The following is a 16,572-nucleotide window of genomic DNA, read 5'->3' as shown; positions in this document are numbered from 1 at the left end:
CCACTTGCCAGTTGACGGCGTATCGGAAGAAATTCGTGAATCAAACCGTTCAACCGGCGTGCTCTCGCAGGTATTTCCCTAACGGTAATTTGGCAATCGGGGCTGTGGAGGTCATGGGCGCCAACGTGCCCGGGAAGCGCACACGGTCCGTCATGCACCGGATCCCGCCGCTCAGTGCCCCGACTTCCGGCACCACGGCATCCGGCTTCGGGGCGTGCTGCTCTCCACCGGGAGCAGTGCCGCGACCCGGTCGCCGATCCAGCGGCCGAGTGCCTGGTAGGCGTCGAAGCGCCGGCAGTCGAACCATTGGTCGCTGGTGCCGTCGTGGGGGAATTCCTGGTCGGCTTGGGCGAATGCGAGGAGTTCGTAGGGCATGTCGGCAGTCAGCGCGGCCCGGGCGACGATCAACCGGCCCCGCGTTCCGAGCGTTCGGCCGTGCTCGTCCACCAGCGCTCGCGGGTAGACGATCTCGCCCTCGACCACCGCCGCGGCCGAGAGCCGGAGGTTGAGCGCGGCCAGCGGGTTCGGTGCCAGGCCCGGCAGGGGCGGCAGGCTCGGCCCCGGCGGGTTCTGCTGCGGTGTGAGGGGAGGCGCGCTGCCGGGGACGAGCTTTTCCCAGTCCTTGCGCTCAAACCTGATCTCGACGCCGAGCTCCTCCTGGGCCAGCGCGATGGCCTCGCCCAGAGCTGCGGCGAAGACCCCGGAGCCTCCGCTGGCGTCCACGCACACGGCGGTCCTGACACCGTGCCGGAGCAGTTCGACCAGGCCGAGGTTCTCGTAGTGGCCGCCGTCGGTGACCAGCAGCATCCGGTCGTCCATCGGATAGCGGCCGGACACCTCCCGCAGCAGGTACGGCAGGCGGCGGATGCCCGGCATCGGGGGCAGGACCCAGTCGGCATCGTTCTTCCAGAGGACGCCCAGCACACCGGGGTTGGGGAGCCAGGTTCCGAGCCGGGCGTTGGAGAGCGCGAACAACGTCTGGAACGCACGGGCCTGGCGTCCCATGGCCGACGCGAAGGCCGCGCCGGAGACGGCGACGGCGGACTCGACGGTGAGGTCCTTGCGGATGACTTTCCGGGTGCGGTTCCACAGGACGTCCGTGCGGGCGTACCCGACATCCGGGCCGCCGACGTAGTCGTGCGACAGCGTGAACGACACCGCGTGCCGCCCCGGCGGTGTCCGGTCGTCGCCGGACAGGTTGGCCGCCGCCGCGAAGATGACCTGGGGGAAGCCGGGGTGCCGCCGGTCGTACCAGGGAAGCGGTGTCGACTCGTCGAACTTGTAGGGGACCGCGAGCTGTTCACCGTCCGGGTCGGTCCTGCGGCGGACGGCGAACGCGGAGGCCAGCCGGGCGCGGTAGAAGGGGTGAAGGCTCATCCACGTCTGGTCGAGGCTCAGCACGAGCAGCCCGAGGACGACGGGCAGGCCGATCTGAACGGCCGCAGGCCAGCTGCGTCCGTCGACGATCGTCCCGCCCAGGACGAGCAGGGAGGCCACTGCCACCACCGCGAGAACCGCCCACACCAGCAGGTACTTGCCGAGGATGGGCACAGCGCGCACCAGTCGCGAACGCCTGGCGGACCCGACCGCTTGCTCGGCGGACTCGATGCGCCGCCATGTGGTGCCGAGCAGCGCGGTCACATAGGTGAGCAGCGCGGCGCCGCCGGCGCTCAGCCCGGTATCCGGGGCAGGAAGCTTCCATATGTGCTTCGTCCCCCAGGCCAGGGCGGGGAGGACGACCACCACGACGGCCAGCAGCAGGCCCGCCACCACGAACGTGAGGTAGACGGTCTTCAGAGCGCCCGACAGGCGCTGCCTGGCGAAGAACAGGGACACCAGCCAGAGGAACCAGAACGCGGCGGCGCAGCCGAGCAGGACCAGGACGGCCCACGGCGCGGGTCCCCAGAGGACCGGGGGCCGGGTCGGGTCCGCCAGCGGAACGAGACGGTAGCCCCAGCTCAGGGCGAGCCCCAGGACCAGCAGAGCGGCGGTGAGCAGCCCCAGGGAGGCCAGCAGGCCCCGCAGTACCGCGCCGATGGCGGCCAGCCACTGGCCGGTGCCTTCCGCGACGTACTTCGAGTGCCGGCGGGTGTGGTCCTCCTCCGGTGTGCCGCGCATGAAGACGTTGCCGGGACCGGTCCTGTACCGGCCCTTCCCGGCCAGCGCCAGCTGCAGGGCACCCGTCGTGTAGCCGCCTCCGGAGACCGACACCAGGTACCGCGCCTCGCACAGCTGGGTGCGGAGGGCCTGCAGCGCGCCCAGGGCGACGCAGGCCGAGCGGATGCCGCCGCCCGAGACGCAGAATCCGGTCCCGCCCTGTTCCCGGCCGGGCGGCACCCGGCTGCCGTTCTCCCATCGCGTCGCCCTGGAGCGGGGAGAGTCACTGCGCGCGGTGCGCGGCCAGCGGCGCAGGCCCCACTCCATCACGGGCCAGGGCGGGACGACGTCGGGCCCCTGGGGACCGGAGCCGGTACTGCCGGCTCTGCCCTTGCTTCCGCATTCCCTGTCGTCCATGCGTTCCTTGTCGTACCTGCGCTGGGCGTACCCGTAGAACACGGCCCGTTTGACGACGATCGTGACCACGACCGCCGCGACGGGCACGGTGAGCACGAGCAGCAGCCACTTGACCGTCGCGAAGCCGGCTGCCCACGCGAACGGCCAGTCCGCGCCGCCCAGTCCGTGGAGGAGCAGCACTTTCTCCGTCACGGCACATACGCATGCGGCGAGGACGCCGACGATCCCGTACCGCACGAGGGAGCGGTGTCTGATGCGCACCGCGATGGTGCGGCCGCTCAGCCAGAACACGAGCGCCGTGCCGAGGGTGTACGCCCCGACGAGGAAGAAGTCGGCCGTCAGTGCCTTGCGGAAGTCGGCGGCCCGGCCTTTGACAATGCCGTGTGCTTTACCTGCGCTGCCCGCCAGTTGCAGCCCCACGTCGTTGACGCCGGAGACGCTGAGGCGTATCCAGAGCCCTGCCGCGAAGATGGCGAGGGCCGCGACTGCCAGCATGCAGCCGCACCTGCGCGACAGGCGCGGGGGATCGTGCGTCTCCCGGCGCGGGTGGCACGTTGCGCGTCCCATCACCCACGTCCGCTCTCACCGCGAGCCCCTGCCGCGGTCCACGGCGCAAACGCGTTGCCCACCGAACGCAGGGACGCGCGCAGCTCCGGGAAGTGCCGCAGCAGCACGCTGGTCATGGTGTTGTTCTCGATCCAGTCCAGACCGGTCTGTGTGTACACCTGCGGCGTGTAGTCATGGGTGAGGAACCGGTCGCTGTTGAGGCGGCGGGACGCCATCAGGATGAAGATGCGGAAGGCGGTGTCGCTGAAGGCGAAGCCCCGTGGGCGAGGTTCGGCGAACATGCCCACCGAGAGGTCGACGCGCTCGATATCCCCGCCGTAGACCCGGCGCAGCTCCTCGGCCCAGACGGGGTTGTCCGTGAGGGCGTCGAAGTCCTCGGCCGGCAGGAGGTGGAGCTGGCGCCGGAACTCGTTGTAGCGGGGCACGCCGACCTCCCGCGAGCGCAGGATGTCGACGGCGCCGAGGTCCATGAGTCTGCCGTCCGGACGCTGGAACTCCTGTAGGTACCGCGGGTAGTTGTGCAGGGTGACCAGTCCCGGGTGCGAGGTGCCGAAGGAGTAGAGCAGGTCGGTCAGGGTGTGCTTGCCGAGGATGTCGTACGCGTTCCGCCCTGTCAGTTCGCGGAAGGTGGCCTCCTGCAGCAGCGAGTCGTCGGCGGCCGACCGGAAGCTCCAGTCATCGGGGATGAGGGGATGCATGCGGTAGACGGCGACGAACTCCTCCGTGAGCGAGTACGGGACGCCGAAGTGGTCGGTGCGCCCGCCCACGATGCCGCTGAGCACCTCGCTCCGGCTGAGGCGGCCGAGCAGCTTGTGCAGGCGCTCGCCCAGCAGGCCGTACCAGTTGGCGTGCATGGCGGTGACGGTTGTCGGATGACTGATGACGGCGGGGGTCCACTCCACGGTGTGGATCTTGGCGATGAGGGCCGCGCTGATCAGCCGCGCCCGCTGGAACAGCTCCTCGTCGGACCACACCGGGTAGGCGCCGTGCAACGCGTCGCAGATGGCGTTGTGTTCGAGCAGGAAGATCATGTGCATCATGGCGAGGCCCAGCCAGAAGCCGGGAACGCCTGACGGGTCCTTGTCCGGGTCGTCCGGGAACAGCGGGCCGTTGGGGACCCGGAGCCTGCCGCCCTGGCCGGTGCGCAGCGACCGCTGCTCGTCGAGGTTGTTTCCGTACAGCTGGGATGCGTCCCACCAGGGCGAGTTGTCGTTGCGGAAGGTTGGCGGCAGACCGTCGTCCCCGTCCGGTCGGGTGGGGTCCGGGACGGTGCGCGGCACGAGCATCGGCGGTGTGGGCCACGGGTCGCCGTCGGCCAGCTCGATGCGCCAGGGGCGGTCCATGGTGCCTGTCCCGTGGCTGACCCAGTCCTTGATCATGAACTGCAGCCAGGCGGCGACCAGGGCGTTGACGGAATCCGCGGGGACGAACGCATGCCGGGTCAGCAGGGCCCGGCTCACCTCGCGAGGGCTCGGGGAGAGGAGGTCCGGCTCGGGTTCGGGGAAGGCCCGGTCCGGCGGCACGTTGCGGCCGAAGCCCCGGTGACGGTGACGGCGTGCGCGTCCGGCGGGCCGACCTCCGGCAGGTTGTACGACGGGTAGGAGCCGGTGTCGAAGAGGTTCTTGCGGCGCAGGTTGTCCCGCAGGCCGACGAGAGTGAGCAGGCCGAGGGGCTTGGGCAGGTTCTGCCAGCCGACCTTCTGGTCGACGGCAACCGCCAGCCGGTCGTGCAGCTGCACGAACCACGGGGCCCTGCCCTGTGGTGCTGTGCTCATGAGGGGGTCCCTTCCGGCGGCCGGCACGGCCGCCCCCGGGCCACGAGGGTCAGTGCGACGTTGACCGTCGAGATCGCCGTGGCCGCGGTCGCCATGCGGCATGGGAGAAGGCCGTCGCGGCCGGCGCAGGCGGCCGCAACGGCGTCGCTCGCGTGGATGAGAGTGCCGGTCCGCAGCATCCGGTCGAGCTCGTTCGCATCCGCGGGCCAGAGCAGTTGGGCGCCGATGGCCACGGTACGTACACCGAACATGCGCAGCACGTAGACCAGCGCAGGCTGTTCGGGGTCCGCGCCGAGCCGGCGGGCCATCACTCGCGGGGTCAGCAGTGCCGCTGCGCCGTTCACCAGTCGGATTCCGGCCAGGCAGAAGCGCGCGGCTGTCCGCGCGTCCATCTCAGCGTCCCTTCCTGGCGGACATCCACATCCACAGGATGTCGCGCCCTCATTTCGACGATATGGGAAGCGGCCCTCCTACGCGCGTCGGAACTGCGGGGCGGCCGCCGACCGGTCCTTCCCCCCTCTCCGAGCCGGCGCACTGCGCGTCAGCGCAGGAACCCTCCGTAATTGCGCTGCTGGAGCTGACTCTCGATCTGCTTCACGGTCTCCAGTCCGACGCTCACGATGATGAGGATGCTCGTGCCGCCGAACGGGAAATTGCTGCCGTTGAACAGCACCAGTGCCGCTGTGGGCACAAGGGCGATCAGCCCCAGGTAGAACGCTCCCGGCCAGGTGATCCGGTTGAGCACGTAGCCCAGGTAGTCGGCCGTGGGTCGATTCCGCGGTCGGTGATCAGCTCTCCGAGCCACATCACCACGGCGGTGCCGGCGGTCATGGTGATGACCATGACGGAGGTCCGGAAGATCGAGGTGTCCGGGACGATCTGGGCTCGGAGCTGGCAGGTGGGGAAGAGTCCACCGCTTTGGGCTTTGGCCACCAGGGCGGCGCCCTGGAGCACCGCCAGGCCCAGCGTCAGGTACCGGGTGTACTGGGTGATCTTCGCGGTGCCCGCCTGGCCCTCCTTCTTCAACGCCTCCAGGCGCGGAATGACCACCGTCAGCAGTTGAAGGATGATGCTCGCCGTGATGTACGGCGTGATCCCCAGGGCGAAGATGGTGAGTTGCAGCAACGCACCACCGCTGAACGCGTTGATCAGGCCGAAGAGGCCGCCGTCGCCGACCCCCGCTTTAATGCACTGCGTAACGCTCCGGTAATCCACTCCAGGGACCGGAACGTTCTGCCCCAGCCGATAGATAAGCAAGATCCCCAGCGTGAAGAGGATCTTTTTGCGAAGACCGGACGCTTTGAAAACCCTGACGAATACGGTATGCACTTTTCAAGTCGTCCTTAATTTCGCAAGTTGATGGGCGTTTGCATTGATTCCCGACATTCAACTGCCTTTGACCGGTTGCCTTTGCGGGCTGATAGCCAATGACTTCCGCAAACTGGATACGTCTTGATATTCCAGTGGCAGGCAGCAGCTATCGCTGCTGGCAAGGATGAGGTTGCTGAGTGCACTCAGTGGCTGGTTGCCTGTGAATAAGACGGCTCTACGCGATTGCCGTGAGGCCAACAGGGACCGTGGCAGCATCGGCCCGACCCGCTACAGCCCAACCCAGTGGCCTGGTCGCGGCGTGGGCAACCGCCGCGGCGGGTACGCGGGGATCACCGGCGCTGCCATACCGTCCGCTCCCCAACCGCCATAGCCTGATCCCCGGCCACCGCTACTTGGTCGTTGAGGTGGTGTGGGTCGGGATCGGGGCCGGCGCGGCCGTGCAAGTGCGGGTGGGGATCAGGACCGGCACGGTTGTTGAGGTGTGGGTCGGAAGAATCGGGACCGGCACGGTCGTGCAGGTGCGGGTCGGGACAGGAACTGGCGCGGAAGTTGAGCTGGGTTGGTGCTGAGGAACGGTGGGCCCGCCTTGAGCGGAAGCGCTCGGCAGGACTTCCAGCCCGACGCCGAGCCCGGCGATCGTCAGCGCCGAGCCGGTGGCCATCCAGACCGTCCGAACACGCCGACGAGCACGGACCCCAGCTTGCAGCCGCTGCCGGTGCTGGTCCTCAAAGGGGGTGTCTGCCTGGGTATCACGCATCATCCGCGCGAGTTCGTGTTCAAAGTCTTCCATGACGTCTCCTCCTCCACTTCTCCTTCACTTCACCGGCTCGATGGCGTCGCCCAGGAGCTGCCGCAACCGCGTCACGCCCCGTGATGTAAGGGACCGGACGGTGCCCACGGGACACCCCAGCGCCTCGGCGACCTGCGCCTCGGACAAGTCCTGGTAGTAACGCAGCACCACCGCGGCGCGCTGCCGTACCGGCAGCAATGCCAGCGCGGCCTCCAACCGAGTCCGTTCCTCCACAGCAGCGGCCACATCGCCGGCCTCGGGAAGCTCCGGCAACCGTTCCACCGGGCGCTCGCCCCACCAACGACGTCGCGCCGAGCGAGCCGCCGCACGTGCCAGCACCCGGCGCACATACGCCTCCGGTGCCTGCTCGGCCACCCTCGGCCACGCAAACCACAGCTTGACCAGCGCCTCCTGCAGCAGATCCTCGGCCCGATGCCGATCTCCACCGGTGAGCAGATGCGCCAGGTGCAGCAGCGCCGACCAACGAGCCGCCACGAACCGGTCGAACGCATCGGCCCGCAACTGCCCCATCAACGCCGTCCCCCGCCTCTCGATACGTGCCTACACCCCTACAAAGACACTGACCCACGTCCCGCTATGCAGTCCCCGGATGTGAGCTGCCTCACGTACCCACGCCGATCTCGCACCCGCATCGTCACCGCTGCCCCGCGAAAGCGTGCCGGTTGAGAACGCTGTCCTTGATGGTCTCCGAGGTGGTCTCGAACGGAATGACATCCCCGCAGGTCAGCACCCGTCATCGGCCATGCGGCAGCGAAGATGACATCACCCGATTGCAGCAGCTGTCATGTGCCCCGTGAGTGTCCCCGTGCTGAGCTAGGTGATGGATTTGATCCCAACGAAAGGGGAGCAGCCATGTCTGCACCAGTCGTTGACTTCGTCGAGGAGCTGGTTACGCAGCCGCGCCGGCAGCACGCGTTCCGCCGTTCCGCGGAGGCGTACGTCGCCGACAGCGCCCTGGGCGCCGCGGAGCGGGAGGCGGTCGTCTCCGGTGAGGTGAGCCGTATCCGCAGCCTGCTGTCCGAGCACAGCCCGGTCAGGGAAGAACCGTCCGCGCTCATCGTCATCCTCGGCTTCGAGCCTGACGACGAGAGTACGTCCGGCTCTTAAGCGAGCGGATACGGCAGATACGTAAGGGAGCCGGTGGCCTGGTGGAGATGACCATGGAAAACGCGCAGCTGGTCGTGGTGGGGACCGGGTACCGGGCCATCGGCGACCTCACGGTGGAGGCACGGGCCTGTATCGAGCAGGCCGACAAAGTGCTGTGTCTGATCGGGGACCCTTTGGTGACCCATCACATCGGCCAGCTGAATTCCTCGGTCGAAACGCTCGACGGCCACTACGCCGCGGGCAAACCGAGGTATGCCTCCTACGAGGAGATGGTCGAGCACATCCTGTCCGAGGTACGCCGCGACCAGTTCGTGTGCGTGGCCCTGTACGGGCATCCGGGGGTGTTCGCCTACGCGGGGCATGAAGCGATCCGCCGGGCGCGCCTGGAGGGGATTGCGGCGCGCATGGTTCCCGCCTGCTCCGCGGAGGACTGGCTCTTCGCGGACTTGGGCCTGGATCCGGGGCAGCAGGGGTGCCAGAGTTTCGAGGCGACCGACTTCCTGATGCGCCACCGCGTCTTCGACCCCACGAGCCTGATGATCCTGTGGCAGGTCGGTGTGATCGGCATGCCCGACGCCCATCGACGATTCGACGCGGTCCCCGGCGTCACCTGCCTGACCGAGGTCCTGGTACCCCACTACGGTTCCGACCACCCGGTCACCGTCTACGAGGCATCGCCATACGTCACCGCGGAGCCGCGCAGGACCGTCACCCCGCTGGCCAAGCTCCCCGACACCTCTCTGTCGACGGCTTCCACACTGGTCGTGCCGCCCCTGCCGCAGCGGCCCGTCGACCGGGAACTGCTGGCCCGCCTCACCCGTCGCCGTTGACCGGACCAAGGTGACCGGCGAACAGGCGCCCTCCCCCAGGTGGGCGCCCGGCCATAGCGTCAGTCACATACCGTCAGTCATCCGTTGCCGGCGGCGGAAGATCACTGCGCAGGACCGCGAGCACCTCTGCGTCCCGCCAACGGCCCCCACGCCAGGCGGCACCCCGTGCTGTGCCCTCATGGATCAGCCCCGCCTGCTCGGCGCAGTGGCGAGCCACGGCGTTGCCGGCCTCCACATGGACCTCGATACGGTGTGCCTGGGTGTGCGCGAACAGGTACTCCACCACGGCACGGCTTGCCGCCGCCAGCACGCCGCGGCAGCGTTCCTCCGGCAGTACGAAGACCCCGACGTTCCAGCAATGCGACACCGCGTTGTACGTCACGGGGCGCCAGCTCACCGCGCCCACCGCCGCGTCCTCCCGCACCAGGGCCAGCATGCTCACTTCGGGCGACAGCAGTCGGTCCTGCTCCCACCGCTGCCGCAGCGCAGCCGCCTTGCCGGACCATCCGGTCCACGCGAACTGCCCCAGAACCTCGGGCTCGTTGAGCATCCGCTCCAGGACCGGGAGCTCACTTTCCCGGAACGGACGGAAAGGAAGGACCTCGCCCATGCCTCGCACCTCGCTCATCTCTCGCCTCACCTTCCAGAAACCTGCGCCGAAGCCGGCACCTCGCGCATCGAGAGCCACCGTTGCCTGGACCCTGGCAGCCGCCACGGCCGCAGTGGAGTACGGTCTGGAGGCCAAGTGGGCCCTGCGACAGCGGCGCCGGAACCGGCGCCGCTCGCCACAACCGCTCGCCACGGAACGACGCAGCACCTACGTCCTGCTCACTGCCCTCGCCCTCGGCGAGGTCGGCGCGGCATCCCTGCTGCGCTGCACCCGGCCCGCACGCCTGCGCCTGACCGGCGACCGCGCGACCACCACGCTCATCGCCCTGCCCGGTGTCTGGGCCGGACTGGCACTGCGCCACTGGGCGGTGGCCTGCTTGGGCGAGCACTTCCGCGGCACCGTCGATGTCCGTCCCGGCCAGCCCGTGGTACGCACCGGCCCCTATCGCTATCTGCGGCACCCCTCCTACGCCGGCGGCCTGATCATGGTCGCCTGCGCCGGGTTCTGCCTGGACCACCTGCCGGCCCAGCTCGTCCTCACCGGCAGTGCCCTGGCCGGGTGCTGCTACCGCATCCACATCGAAGACACCGTCCTCACCTCCGTCCTCGGCGCGGACTACGCCGACTACGCCGCCCACACCGCACGCCTGATCCCGGGTATCTGGTGAACCACCGCCGGACGGCCACCTGATCCTCACCGCTCCGCCCTGCGCAAGGTACATCCATGGAACGCATGAGACGCTCCGTGCCACGCGTGTCGCCTGCAGCCCGGGGTCTGGCCTGTGCGAGCAGTGGCTCAAGTCCGGCTGGGGGTGCCTGCGCGCCACCAGCGCAGGTATCGCGCACGGCACAGTGGACCAGCGGCCGGCGGGCCTGCTCACCCATCAGGCGGATCTCATGAGCCGACGCAATCGCAGGCTACGCGTTGGCCGATATCAACGACACCGACGTCAACCTTGGCGTTGAACGCCGACGTCCGCAGCCGCCGCCCAACGAAACCGAAGAGAGCCCGCCAGCCAGTCAGCTGACGGGCCCTCATGCACGGTCGAGGCTAACGCGCAGTGGAGCAGTAGCTCTTGGTCTCTTCGTCCGTCATCGGTGACTCATCGGCGACGAGGGAGGGCTCGCGCTCCTGCATGACGGCGGCGACATGGTCGAGGAGGTGGTAGGTGTACCCCACACCGCTGTCGTTGTACCGCTTGACGAACAGCGAGCCCTCGACCGACTTCAGGTGCTTGACTGCCTTGACGAAACCGGCCTTCCGAGGCTCGATGGTCGCTGTGAGTTCTTCGGACTTGGTGGTCGCCCAGTTCCAGGACCTGGCTTCCTCGTACTTGGCCTGGATGGAGGACTTGACCGCCGCGCCGAACGCGTCGCCGCCCAACTCGGAGCCCAGTGTGACGCCGGTCGTCACGGTGTAACTTCCGCCGAACGTCTTGGAGACGGACAGCTTGCTGCTGAGATTCTGCGTCTTCGAGCAGTTGTACTTCTTCTCCGAGACGACCTCCGGCGGCGCATCGTACGACGTGGCGGGGTTCCCGTAGGGCTTGAACTGGCAGGAGCCGGCGTCCTTCTGGCAGTAGGCGATCAGATCGCGGGCCAGGTCCGGGACCTGACTGGCATCCTGGCCCTTGACCTCGTCCGCATGCGCGGTCGCCGGCATGAGGAGGCTGAGGGCGGCAAAGGGAGCCGCTATCGCACTCACACGGCGTACGGTGCGCCGGGACCGTCGTTTGGTTGTGGGGGACACGTAGGACCATCCTTCGTTCGTGGTGGGCAGGTGGACCGAGGGGGTTTCCGGGTCTGCTGCCGTGCATGCAGACGGCATGCAGCCAATACGGCATGTCTCCGCGGCAAGCCCGATCAGGACTTGAACCACCATGGGAGTGGGAATGGGAATGGGAATGGCGACCCCGGGTCGTGAATCTCCACATGGTCGGCCGTTGTCAGCGGCTTCGCAGGGGAGTTGGCCTTCCAGCCCGGTGTGGCCTGCGGCAAGAAACTAGGAAGCTACTGTTGCGTTCTCCGGGATATCTCGTAACAGAAATGTCTCGATCATCACCCGTCACCTCCTCGGTGGGCCTCCCGGACCCACGGGTATTCCTTTTGGTAGAGGCGCCGTATTCCGCTGGGCAGAGGCGCCGTATTCCGTAGGGAATAGGCCCGCCCGGCAGCTCTGTCCTTCGGCAGGCCGCTGATTCGCAACCCGGGGACGACGGATCCGGCCACCTGCGCGACCACGATGGAAGCGAGTCGAGCGTCCCTTCCCGCAGTCCCCGGAGTTCCCATGTCGCAGGCAGCCCCCCATCCCTGCAGTCCCCCAGGCTCCAGCACCGCCCCTCGCAGCTCTCCGGCGGCCAGCAGGTGGGGACCCTCCTGCTCCTCCAGAGCTTGAGGGAGGGTCGCTGTGGCCCGCGCACTTGCCAACCGCCCGGAAATCATCTTCGCGGACGAGCCAACTGCCAACCTCGACTCCCGCTCCGGTGCCGAGGTATTGGGCTTTCTCCGGGACACCGTAAGGGAGTTGGGACAGACCGTCGTTTTGGTCACCCACGACCCGGTCGCCGCCTCCTACGCTGACCGCGTCATCTTCCTCGCCAACGGACAGAAACTGGAGCAGTGAGCACAGGCGGTAAAGCCGATGGGCGGGTGTCGCACCATCCGCAGCGAGCACCAGCACCCCGCCTCAGTAAGGGGGGTGAGGTTGCAGGCCACGACGCGCTCAGACATGCGGCACCCCGCGAGCGACGCCACCCCACCACCCCCACCACACCCGGCGTCGGGCCCCTCCTCAACTGATGGTGGGCGTTCGGATGTTATGGGTCCGTATGGGTCCGGATGGCGTTGCGCTGCCGCTTCGTCGGATCCCTTGACACTCGACGTCCTGTCATGGACATTGCCCTAGACCCTAGTTGGTCCAGGCCAGAGCGGGCCGGCACAGACACGCTCAGGCAAGTACAGGTGAATACGGGCACGCTCAGATCTGCGCGGACAAGCACAAGCACACTCGGACCAGCTCAGGGAAACCCCCCACATGCCCTGGAGGTCAACCGTGAACAGCCCCGGACTCAGAACCGGTTCCAGAGTGAGATCCCGTTCGCCCCTCACCGCCGTGGCCCTCGCCACCTCCGCCCTCACAGCCTTGGTGACCGTGGCTCTGGCCGCCCCCGCCACCGCCACCATCCGCCCAGCCGCCGTACGGACCACCCCGCCCCCCTCCCCCACGGCCCCGCACACCGGCGTCGTCGCCGGAGCGCGCACACCGGCCCGCACACCGGGACGCGCGCACGCCATCCGTACATTCCTGGCAGGGCGTCGCGCCGTAGCCGGCTCAACGTGGACACACCACCCCCGGATCCCCGGCAACCGGCCGACCATCTCGTCTCCCCGGGCCGGCCAGGTCACCCACAACTGGTGGGGCGTCTTCCCTCAACCCGGCACACATGACGGCATCATGGCCACCCATACCGTCGACCCGCCCTACACAGTCACCGACGCGGACAACGTCACCTACGCGCCCACCACCAAGGCCCAGCACTCCTGCATGGAAGTGGTGACTGCGTACACCAACACCGGCAACGAGATCTGGGCGTGGGACTGGTGCGGGACCGTCGGCCCGGCCAAGACCGTCCCCATCGACGCCAACTTCCTCAAGAACTACACCCCCGGCAAGGGCAAGCCGGCCGCGTACAGCGTGCAGATGGTGCAGGACGACGCCGCCGCCAACCACTGGTCGGCCTATCTCTACAACTACCGTACTTCCGCCTGGGACCTGCTGTTCCAGCAGTCGGGGACGGACCAGAGCGGACTGGCTCACGGCTGGGACATGTTCGAGATCTATGCGAGCGTCAATCCGGCTACGGGAGAGGGGTATTACTGCACGGAGGCACAGAACACCACCTTCGACAGCAGCGCCGTGCAACTGCGCAGGAACGGTGCCTGGAAGCCGGCCGGCCCGTCCGACTCGCCATGGACCGAAACCGACCCCGATCCCAACGCGTTCCTCTGCCCGCCACTGAAGTTCATCCAGGCGGACGCCAATGATCACTGGACCGTCCGACAATGACCCGGAAGTGACTCGGTAGCCCCCAGCGCAGGGCTTCCCAACGCCACGAAATGAAACGGGCGGTGCACCCAACGGTGCGCCGCCCCAAGGTCGTTGCCCCAGACATCACAGACCCCGCCGGGCCAGCGGGACTGACTGTCTGCGTAATGTCCGTGATCAGTCCGCACGCATCACGCACCCGGACCTATGAGGTGGCTGCGATACTGGATGTGCCGTAGACCGAGCCGGATGCGCTGGACGAGGCGTTCGGGGCCCGGGCCGACGCCCACCGCCGCAGCTCGACGGCTTGGCAGCTCGGCATGGCGGCACACACCGGACGTACACCTGTCAGTGCATCCGGCTCAGGCCAGCCGCGAGGGGCTTGACCTGCGACTTTGCCGCGAAACCGCTGCGGACCAAGGGAAACTGCCCTCGGTAGTTCTCACTGGTCCGCAGGGTTTTGCGGCCCGCTGCGGCCGTGGGCTCGGACACCGCCAGGTGGCTCACCCGTGGCTCACCAGGCTCATTCACGAGAGCCCAAAAAAATCGGACGGCGATGTCGAGAAGCCGCGTCCGGCTCCGTCCCCGGGGTGAATGCGACCACAATGGGTCGCACCAGCACCGAGGAGAACCACGATGGCCAAGTACCTGCTGCTGAAGCACTACCGCGGCGCCCCGGCTCCGGTCAACGACGTACCCATGGACCAGTGGACGCCGGAGGAGATCTCTGCGCACGTGCAGTACATGAACGACTTCGCGGCCCGGCTGGAGAAGACCGGCGAGTTCGTCGACGGGCAGGCGCTCGCCCCCGAGGGAGCGTGGGTCCGCTACGACGGCGAGGGGCGCCCGCCGGTCACCGACGGACCGTTCGCCGAGACCAAGGACCTTATCGCCGGCTGGATGATCATCGACGTCGACAGCTACGAGCGCGCCGTCGAGCTGGCCGGGGAGCTGTCGGCCGCCCCTGGGGCGGGCGGCAAGCCGATCCACGAGTGGCTGGAGGTGCGCCCGTTCCTGGCCGCCCCGCCCACCATCACGGAGTCATGTCACTGATGGACGAGGCCCTGCTCAGGAGCCTCACGCCGAGCGTGCTCACCGTCCTCGTCCGCCGCGGAGCCGACTTCGCGGCGGCCGAGGACGCCGTGCAGGACGCGCTGGTCGAGGCGCTCCGTGTCTGGCCGGCCGAACAACCACGGGATGCCAAGGGCTGGCTGATCACCGTGGCCTGGCGCAAGTTCCTCGACGCGACGCGCGCCGACGTCGCCCGCCGCCGGCGCGAGGACCGCGTCGAGCAGGAGCCGGCGCCCGGGCCGACGCCCGCGGTGGACGACACGCTCCAGCTCTACTTCCTGTGCGCCCACCCGTCGCTCACCCCGGCATCGGCGGTCGCGCTCACGCTGCGCGCCGTCGGCGGGCTCACGACCCGCCAGATCGCCCAGGCATATCTGGTGCCCGAGGCGACCATGGCCCAGAGGATCAGCCGGGCCAAGCGCACCGTCTCCGGCGTGCGCTTCGACCGGCCCGGCGACGTCGCCACCGTGCTGCGCGTCCTCTACCTGGTCTTCAACGAGGGCTACTCCGGCGACGTCGACCTCGCCGCCGAGGCCATCCGGCTCACCCGGCAGCTCTCGGCCGCGATCGATCACCCCGAGGTGGCCGGACTGCTCGCCCTCGTGCTGCTCCACCACGCCCGGCGCGCCGCCCGGACCGCGCCTGACGGCAGCCTGGTGCCGCTCGCCGAGCAGGACCGCGGCCGGTGGGACACTGCGCTGATCGCCGAGGGCGTCGAGATCCTGCAGGCGGCTCTCGCCCGCGAGCGGCTGGGCGAGTTCCAGGCCCAGGCCGCCATCGCCGCCCTGCACGCCGACGCGCCCACCGCCGAGGAGACCGACTGGGTGCAGATCGTCGAGTGGTACGACGAGCTCACGCGCCTGACCGACAGCCCCATCGTCCGGCTCAACCGCGCGGTCGCCGTCGGCGAGGCCGACGGACCCCGCGCCGGCCTGGCGGCGCTCGCGGCGCTGGACGACTCACTGCCCCGTTATGCCGCGGTGGCGGCGTACCTCCACGAGCGCGACGGCGACCTGGCAACGGCGGCACGCCTGTACGCCGAGGCAGCCCACAAGGCACCCAACCTCGCCGAACGCGACCACCTGACACGCCAGGCCGCCCGACTCAACACCCGCCGACGTCACTGACGGATCACGCCCAGATCTACCCGCAGCGCCGGGCCGCCCCGACGCCTGATCCACAGACTCTTCAGCCCGTAAAGCAGACTTGACACCAATCGAGGGGTGACAAGTAAGCTTTACACGTGCGAAACAGCGTCAGGGAACTGCGGTCGTCACGAGGACTCTCCCAGGGTCAACTGGGCACGGCCCTTGGCGTCTCACGGCAAACGATCAACGCCATCGAGACCGAGCGGTACACACCTTCTCTGCCGCTCGCCTTGTCCATGGCCAAGTTCTTCGAAGTCAGCGTTGAGGAGATGTTTCACGTCGATGAGAAACCAACAGATGACCAGTAACACAGCCAGGCGGTCCGTCCCCGGCTTCTTCCTCGCAGTCGGAGCCGCCTGCCTCGTGGCCGCGACTGCCGGCGGCCACCTCACTCTCGGCCTGGTGACGTTCGGGATCCTGGCGGTCTGCAGTCTTGCCTTGGTGCTACTGGGACGGCGGAGCGAGACCTATCAGGGCATCACCGAGAAAAATCCCGACGAGCGCTTCGCCCGGATCGCAGGGCGAGCCTGGGCCGGCACGGGCGTGGTGCTTACCGTGGGGAACCTCTACGCCTTCATCGGTGAACTCGCATCAGGAAGAAGCGGCGATCCGTACTTCTGGTTCGTGGCCACCGCCGCCATCACCTACATCGCGTTCGTCGCCTTCTTCTCCCGGCACACCTGAGAAGAAGCCATAGTCTCGAAAACGGGGCGCCGCGGGGACGGCTCACCACCGCACGTCCGACCATGCAACACGATCAACCT

The 16,572-nt window shown here is 68.3% G+C and carries 16 protein-coding genes and 2 pseudogenes; 9 read left to right on the top strand and 9 right to left on the bottom strand.

Annotation, left to right across the window (positions count from 1 at the left end):
• Positions 1–171: 171 nt before the first annotated feature.
• From ACRAS8_RS35480 to ACRAS8_RS35450, 7 genes and pseudogenes are all read right to left on the bottom strand, one after another.
• Complete coding sequence (locus tag ACRAS8_RS35480) at positions 172–3,009, bottom strand: hypothetical protein (RefSeq protein ID WP_438490144.1); 2,838 nt, start codon at positions 3,007–3,009, stop codon at positions 172–174.
• Between the two features lie 71 nt (positions 3,010–3,080).
• Positions 3,081–4,604 (bottom strand): peroxidase family protein, encoded by a 1,524-nt coding sequence (locus tag ACRAS8_RS35475; RefSeq protein WP_438490143.1) that lies wholly within the window; start codon positions 4,602–4,604, stop codon positions 3,081–3,083.
• Entirely contained in the window at positions 4,538–4,855 is a 318-nt protein-coding gene (locus tag ACRAS8_RS35470; RefSeq protein ID WP_438490142.1) for a hypothetical protein, read from the bottom strand. The genes ACRAS8_RS35475 and ACRAS8_RS35470 overlap by 67 nt, the downstream gene beginning before the upstream one ends.
• Positions 4,852–5,247 carry a hypothetical protein gene (locus ACRAS8_RS35465; protein ID WP_438490141.1) on the bottom strand — a complete coding sequence of 132 codons (396 nt, stop codon included), beginning with the start codon at positions 5,245–5,247 and terminating at the stop codon, positions 4,852–4,854. The genes ACRAS8_RS35470 and ACRAS8_RS35465 overlap by 4 nt, the downstream gene beginning before the upstream one ends.
• Positions 5,248–5,396: 149 nt before the next feature.
• Positions 5,397–6,184: pseudogene (locus tag ACRAS8_RS35460) on the bottom strand (preprotein translocase subunit SecY).
• A gap of 391 nt (positions 6,185–6,575) precedes the next feature.
• Positions 6,576–6,977: a cellulase gene (locus ACRAS8_RS35455; protein ID WP_438490140.1), complete on the bottom strand. Its 402-nt coding sequence runs from the start codon at positions 6,975–6,977 to the stop codon at positions 6,576–6,578.
• 24 nt (positions 6,978–7,001) lie between these two features.
• A complete protein-coding gene (locus ACRAS8_RS35450) occupies positions 7,002–7,508 on the bottom strand; it encodes a SigE family RNA polymerase sigma factor (protein ID WP_438490139.1) in 507 nt (168 codons plus the stop codon).
• A 342-nt stretch (positions 7,509–7,850) separates the two neighbouring features.
• Here ACRAS8_RS35450 and ACRAS8_RS35445 point away from each other — a divergent pair, with 342 nt between their 5' ends.
• Positions 7,851–8,105 (top strand): hypothetical protein, encoded by a 255-nt coding sequence (locus tag ACRAS8_RS35445; RefSeq protein WP_438490138.1) that lies wholly within the window; start codon positions 7,851–7,853, stop codon positions 8,103–8,105.
• Positions 8,106–8,158: 53 nt separating this feature from the next.
• Positions 8,159–8,935 carry an SAM-dependent methyltransferase gene (locus ACRAS8_RS35440; RefSeq protein WP_438490137.1) on the top strand — a complete coding sequence of 259 codons (777 nt, stop codon included), beginning with the start codon at positions 8,159–8,161 and terminating at the stop codon, positions 8,933–8,935.
• A 73-nt stretch (positions 8,936–9,008) separates the two neighbouring features.
• Here ACRAS8_RS35440 and ACRAS8_RS35435 read toward each other — a convergent pair whose 3' ends face one another.
• Positions 9,009–9,563, bottom strand: coding sequence for a GNAT family N-acetyltransferase (locus tag ACRAS8_RS35435; RefSeq protein WP_438490136.1), 555 nt, complete (start codon positions 9,561–9,563; stop codon positions 9,009–9,011).
• Here ACRAS8_RS35435 and ACRAS8_RS35430 point away from each other — a divergent pair.
• Positions 9,544–10,212, top strand: a complete 669-nt coding sequence (locus tag ACRAS8_RS35430; protein ID WP_438490135.1) for a methyltransferase family protein — start codon at positions 9,544–9,546, stop codon at positions 10,210–10,212. The two genes, ACRAS8_RS35435 and ACRAS8_RS35430, sit on opposite strands and share 20 nt — an antisense overlap.
• A 383-nt stretch (positions 10,213–10,595) precedes the next feature.
• Here the strand turns inward: ACRAS8_RS35430 and ACRAS8_RS35425 are convergent, their stop codons facing one another.
• Positions 10,596–11,249 (bottom strand): hypothetical protein, encoded by a 654-nt coding sequence (locus tag ACRAS8_RS35425; protein ID WP_438490134.1) that lies wholly within the window; start codon positions 11,247–11,249, stop codon positions 10,596–10,598.
• A 611-nt stretch (positions 11,250–11,860) separates the two neighbouring features.
• Between ACRAS8_RS35425 and ACRAS8_RS35420 the strand changes: the two are divergent.
• The 6 genes and pseudogenes from ACRAS8_RS35420 to ACRAS8_RS35395 form a co-directional block, all read left to right on the top strand.
• Positions 11,861–12,164, top strand: a pseudogene (locus ACRAS8_RS35420) (ABC transporter ATP-binding protein); the annotation flags it as partial.
• 834 nt (positions 12,165–12,998) lie between these two features.
• Positions 12,999–13,610, top strand: a complete 612-nt coding sequence (locus ACRAS8_RS35415; protein ID WP_438490133.1) for a hypothetical protein — start codon at positions 12,999–13,001, stop codon at positions 13,608–13,610.
• Positions 13,611–14,225: 615 nt separating this feature from the next.
• The gene (locus ACRAS8_RS35410; protein ID WP_438490132.1) at positions 14,226–14,642 is read left to right on the top strand and encodes a YciI family protein; all 417 of its coding nucleotides are present in this window, start codon (positions 14,226–14,228) and stop codon (positions 14,640–14,642) included.
• On the top strand, positions 14,642–15,787 hold the full coding sequence (locus ACRAS8_RS35405) for an RNA polymerase sigma factor (RefSeq protein WP_438490685.1): 1,146 nt from the start codon (positions 14,642–14,644) through the stop codon (positions 15,785–15,787). Before ACRAS8_RS35410 ends, ACRAS8_RS35405 begins: the two co-directional genes overlap by 1 nt.
• Before the next feature lie 116 nt (positions 15,788–15,903).
• A complete protein-coding gene (locus ACRAS8_RS35400) occupies positions 15,904–16,116 on the top strand; it encodes a helix-turn-helix transcriptional regulator (protein ID WP_438490131.1) in 213 nt (70 codons plus the stop codon).
• Positions 16,106–16,492 (top strand): hypothetical protein, encoded by a 387-nt coding sequence (locus tag ACRAS8_RS35395; RefSeq protein WP_438490130.1) that lies wholly within the window; start codon positions 16,106–16,108, stop codon positions 16,490–16,492. The genes ACRAS8_RS35400 and ACRAS8_RS35395 overlap by 11 nt, the downstream gene beginning before the upstream one ends.
• The last annotated feature ends 80 nt before the right edge of the window (positions 16,493–16,572 follow it).

The organism is Streptomyces sp. S186 (assembly GCF_051603415.1).
In the GTDB taxonomy this organism is placed as follows: Bacteria; Actinomycetota; Actinomycetes; order Streptomycetales; family Streptomycetaceae; genus Streptomyces.
The sequence above is the reverse complement of the archived record's forward strand: the minus strand, read 5'-3'. Positions and strand labels throughout refer to the sequence as shown.

What these genes read in the sequence shown, in the direction of transcription:
- ACRAS8_RS35415 (WP_438490133.1), top strand. Translation starts at nt 12,999, where the DNA reads ATGGCCACCCATACCGTCGACCCGCCCTACACAGTCACCGACGCGGAC.
- ACRAS8_RS35450 (WP_438490139.1), bottom strand. Translation starts at nt 7,508, where the DNA reads ATGGGGCAGTTGCGGGCCGATGCGTTCGACCGGTTCGTGGCGGCTCGT.
- ACRAS8_RS35470 (WP_438490142.1), bottom strand. Translation starts at nt 4,855, where the DNA reads ATGAGCACAGCACCACAGGGCAGGGCCCCGTGGTTCGTGCAGCTGCAC.
- ACRAS8_RS35480 (WP_438490144.1), bottom strand. Translation starts at nt 3,009, where the DNA reads ATGCTGGCAGTCGCGGCCCTCGCCATCTTCGCGGCAGGGCTCTGGATA.
- ACRAS8_RS35430 (WP_438490135.1), top strand. Translation starts at nt 9,544, where the DNA reads ATGCCTCGCACCTCGCTCATCTCTCGCCTCACCTTCCAGAAACCTGCG.
- ACRAS8_RS35465 (WP_438490141.1), bottom strand. Translation starts at nt 5,247, where the DNA reads ATGGACGCGCGGACAGCCGCGCGCTTCTGCCTGGCCGGAATCCGACTG.
- ACRAS8_RS35395 (WP_438490130.1), top strand. Translation starts at nt 16,106, where the DNA reads ATGACCAGTAACACAGCCAGGCGGTCCGTCCCCGGCTTCTTCCTCGCA.
- ACRAS8_RS35410 (WP_438490132.1), top strand. Translation starts at nt 14,226, where the DNA reads ATGGCCAAGTACCTGCTGCTGAAGCACTACCGCGGCGCCCCGGCTCCG.
- ACRAS8_RS35455 (WP_438490140.1), bottom strand. Translation starts at nt 6,977, where the DNA reads ATGGAAGACTTTGAACACGAACTCGCGCGGATGATGCGTGATACCCAG.
- ACRAS8_RS35435 (WP_438490136.1), bottom strand. Translation starts at nt 9,563, where the DNA reads ATGAGCGAGGTGCGAGGCATGGGCGAGGTCCTTCCTTTCCGTCCGTTC.
- ACRAS8_RS35405 (WP_438490685.1), top strand. Translation starts at nt 14,642, where the DNA reads ATGGACGAGGCCCTGCTCAGGAGCCTCACGCCGAGCGTGCTCACCGTC.
- ACRAS8_RS35440 (WP_438490137.1), top strand. Translation starts at nt 8,159, where the DNA reads ATGGAAAACGCGCAGCTGGTCGTGGTGGGGACCGGGTACCGGGCCATC.
- ACRAS8_RS35445 (WP_438490138.1), top strand. Translation starts at nt 7,851, where the DNA reads ATGTCTGCACCAGTCGTTGACTTCGTCGAGGAGCTGGTTACGCAGCCG.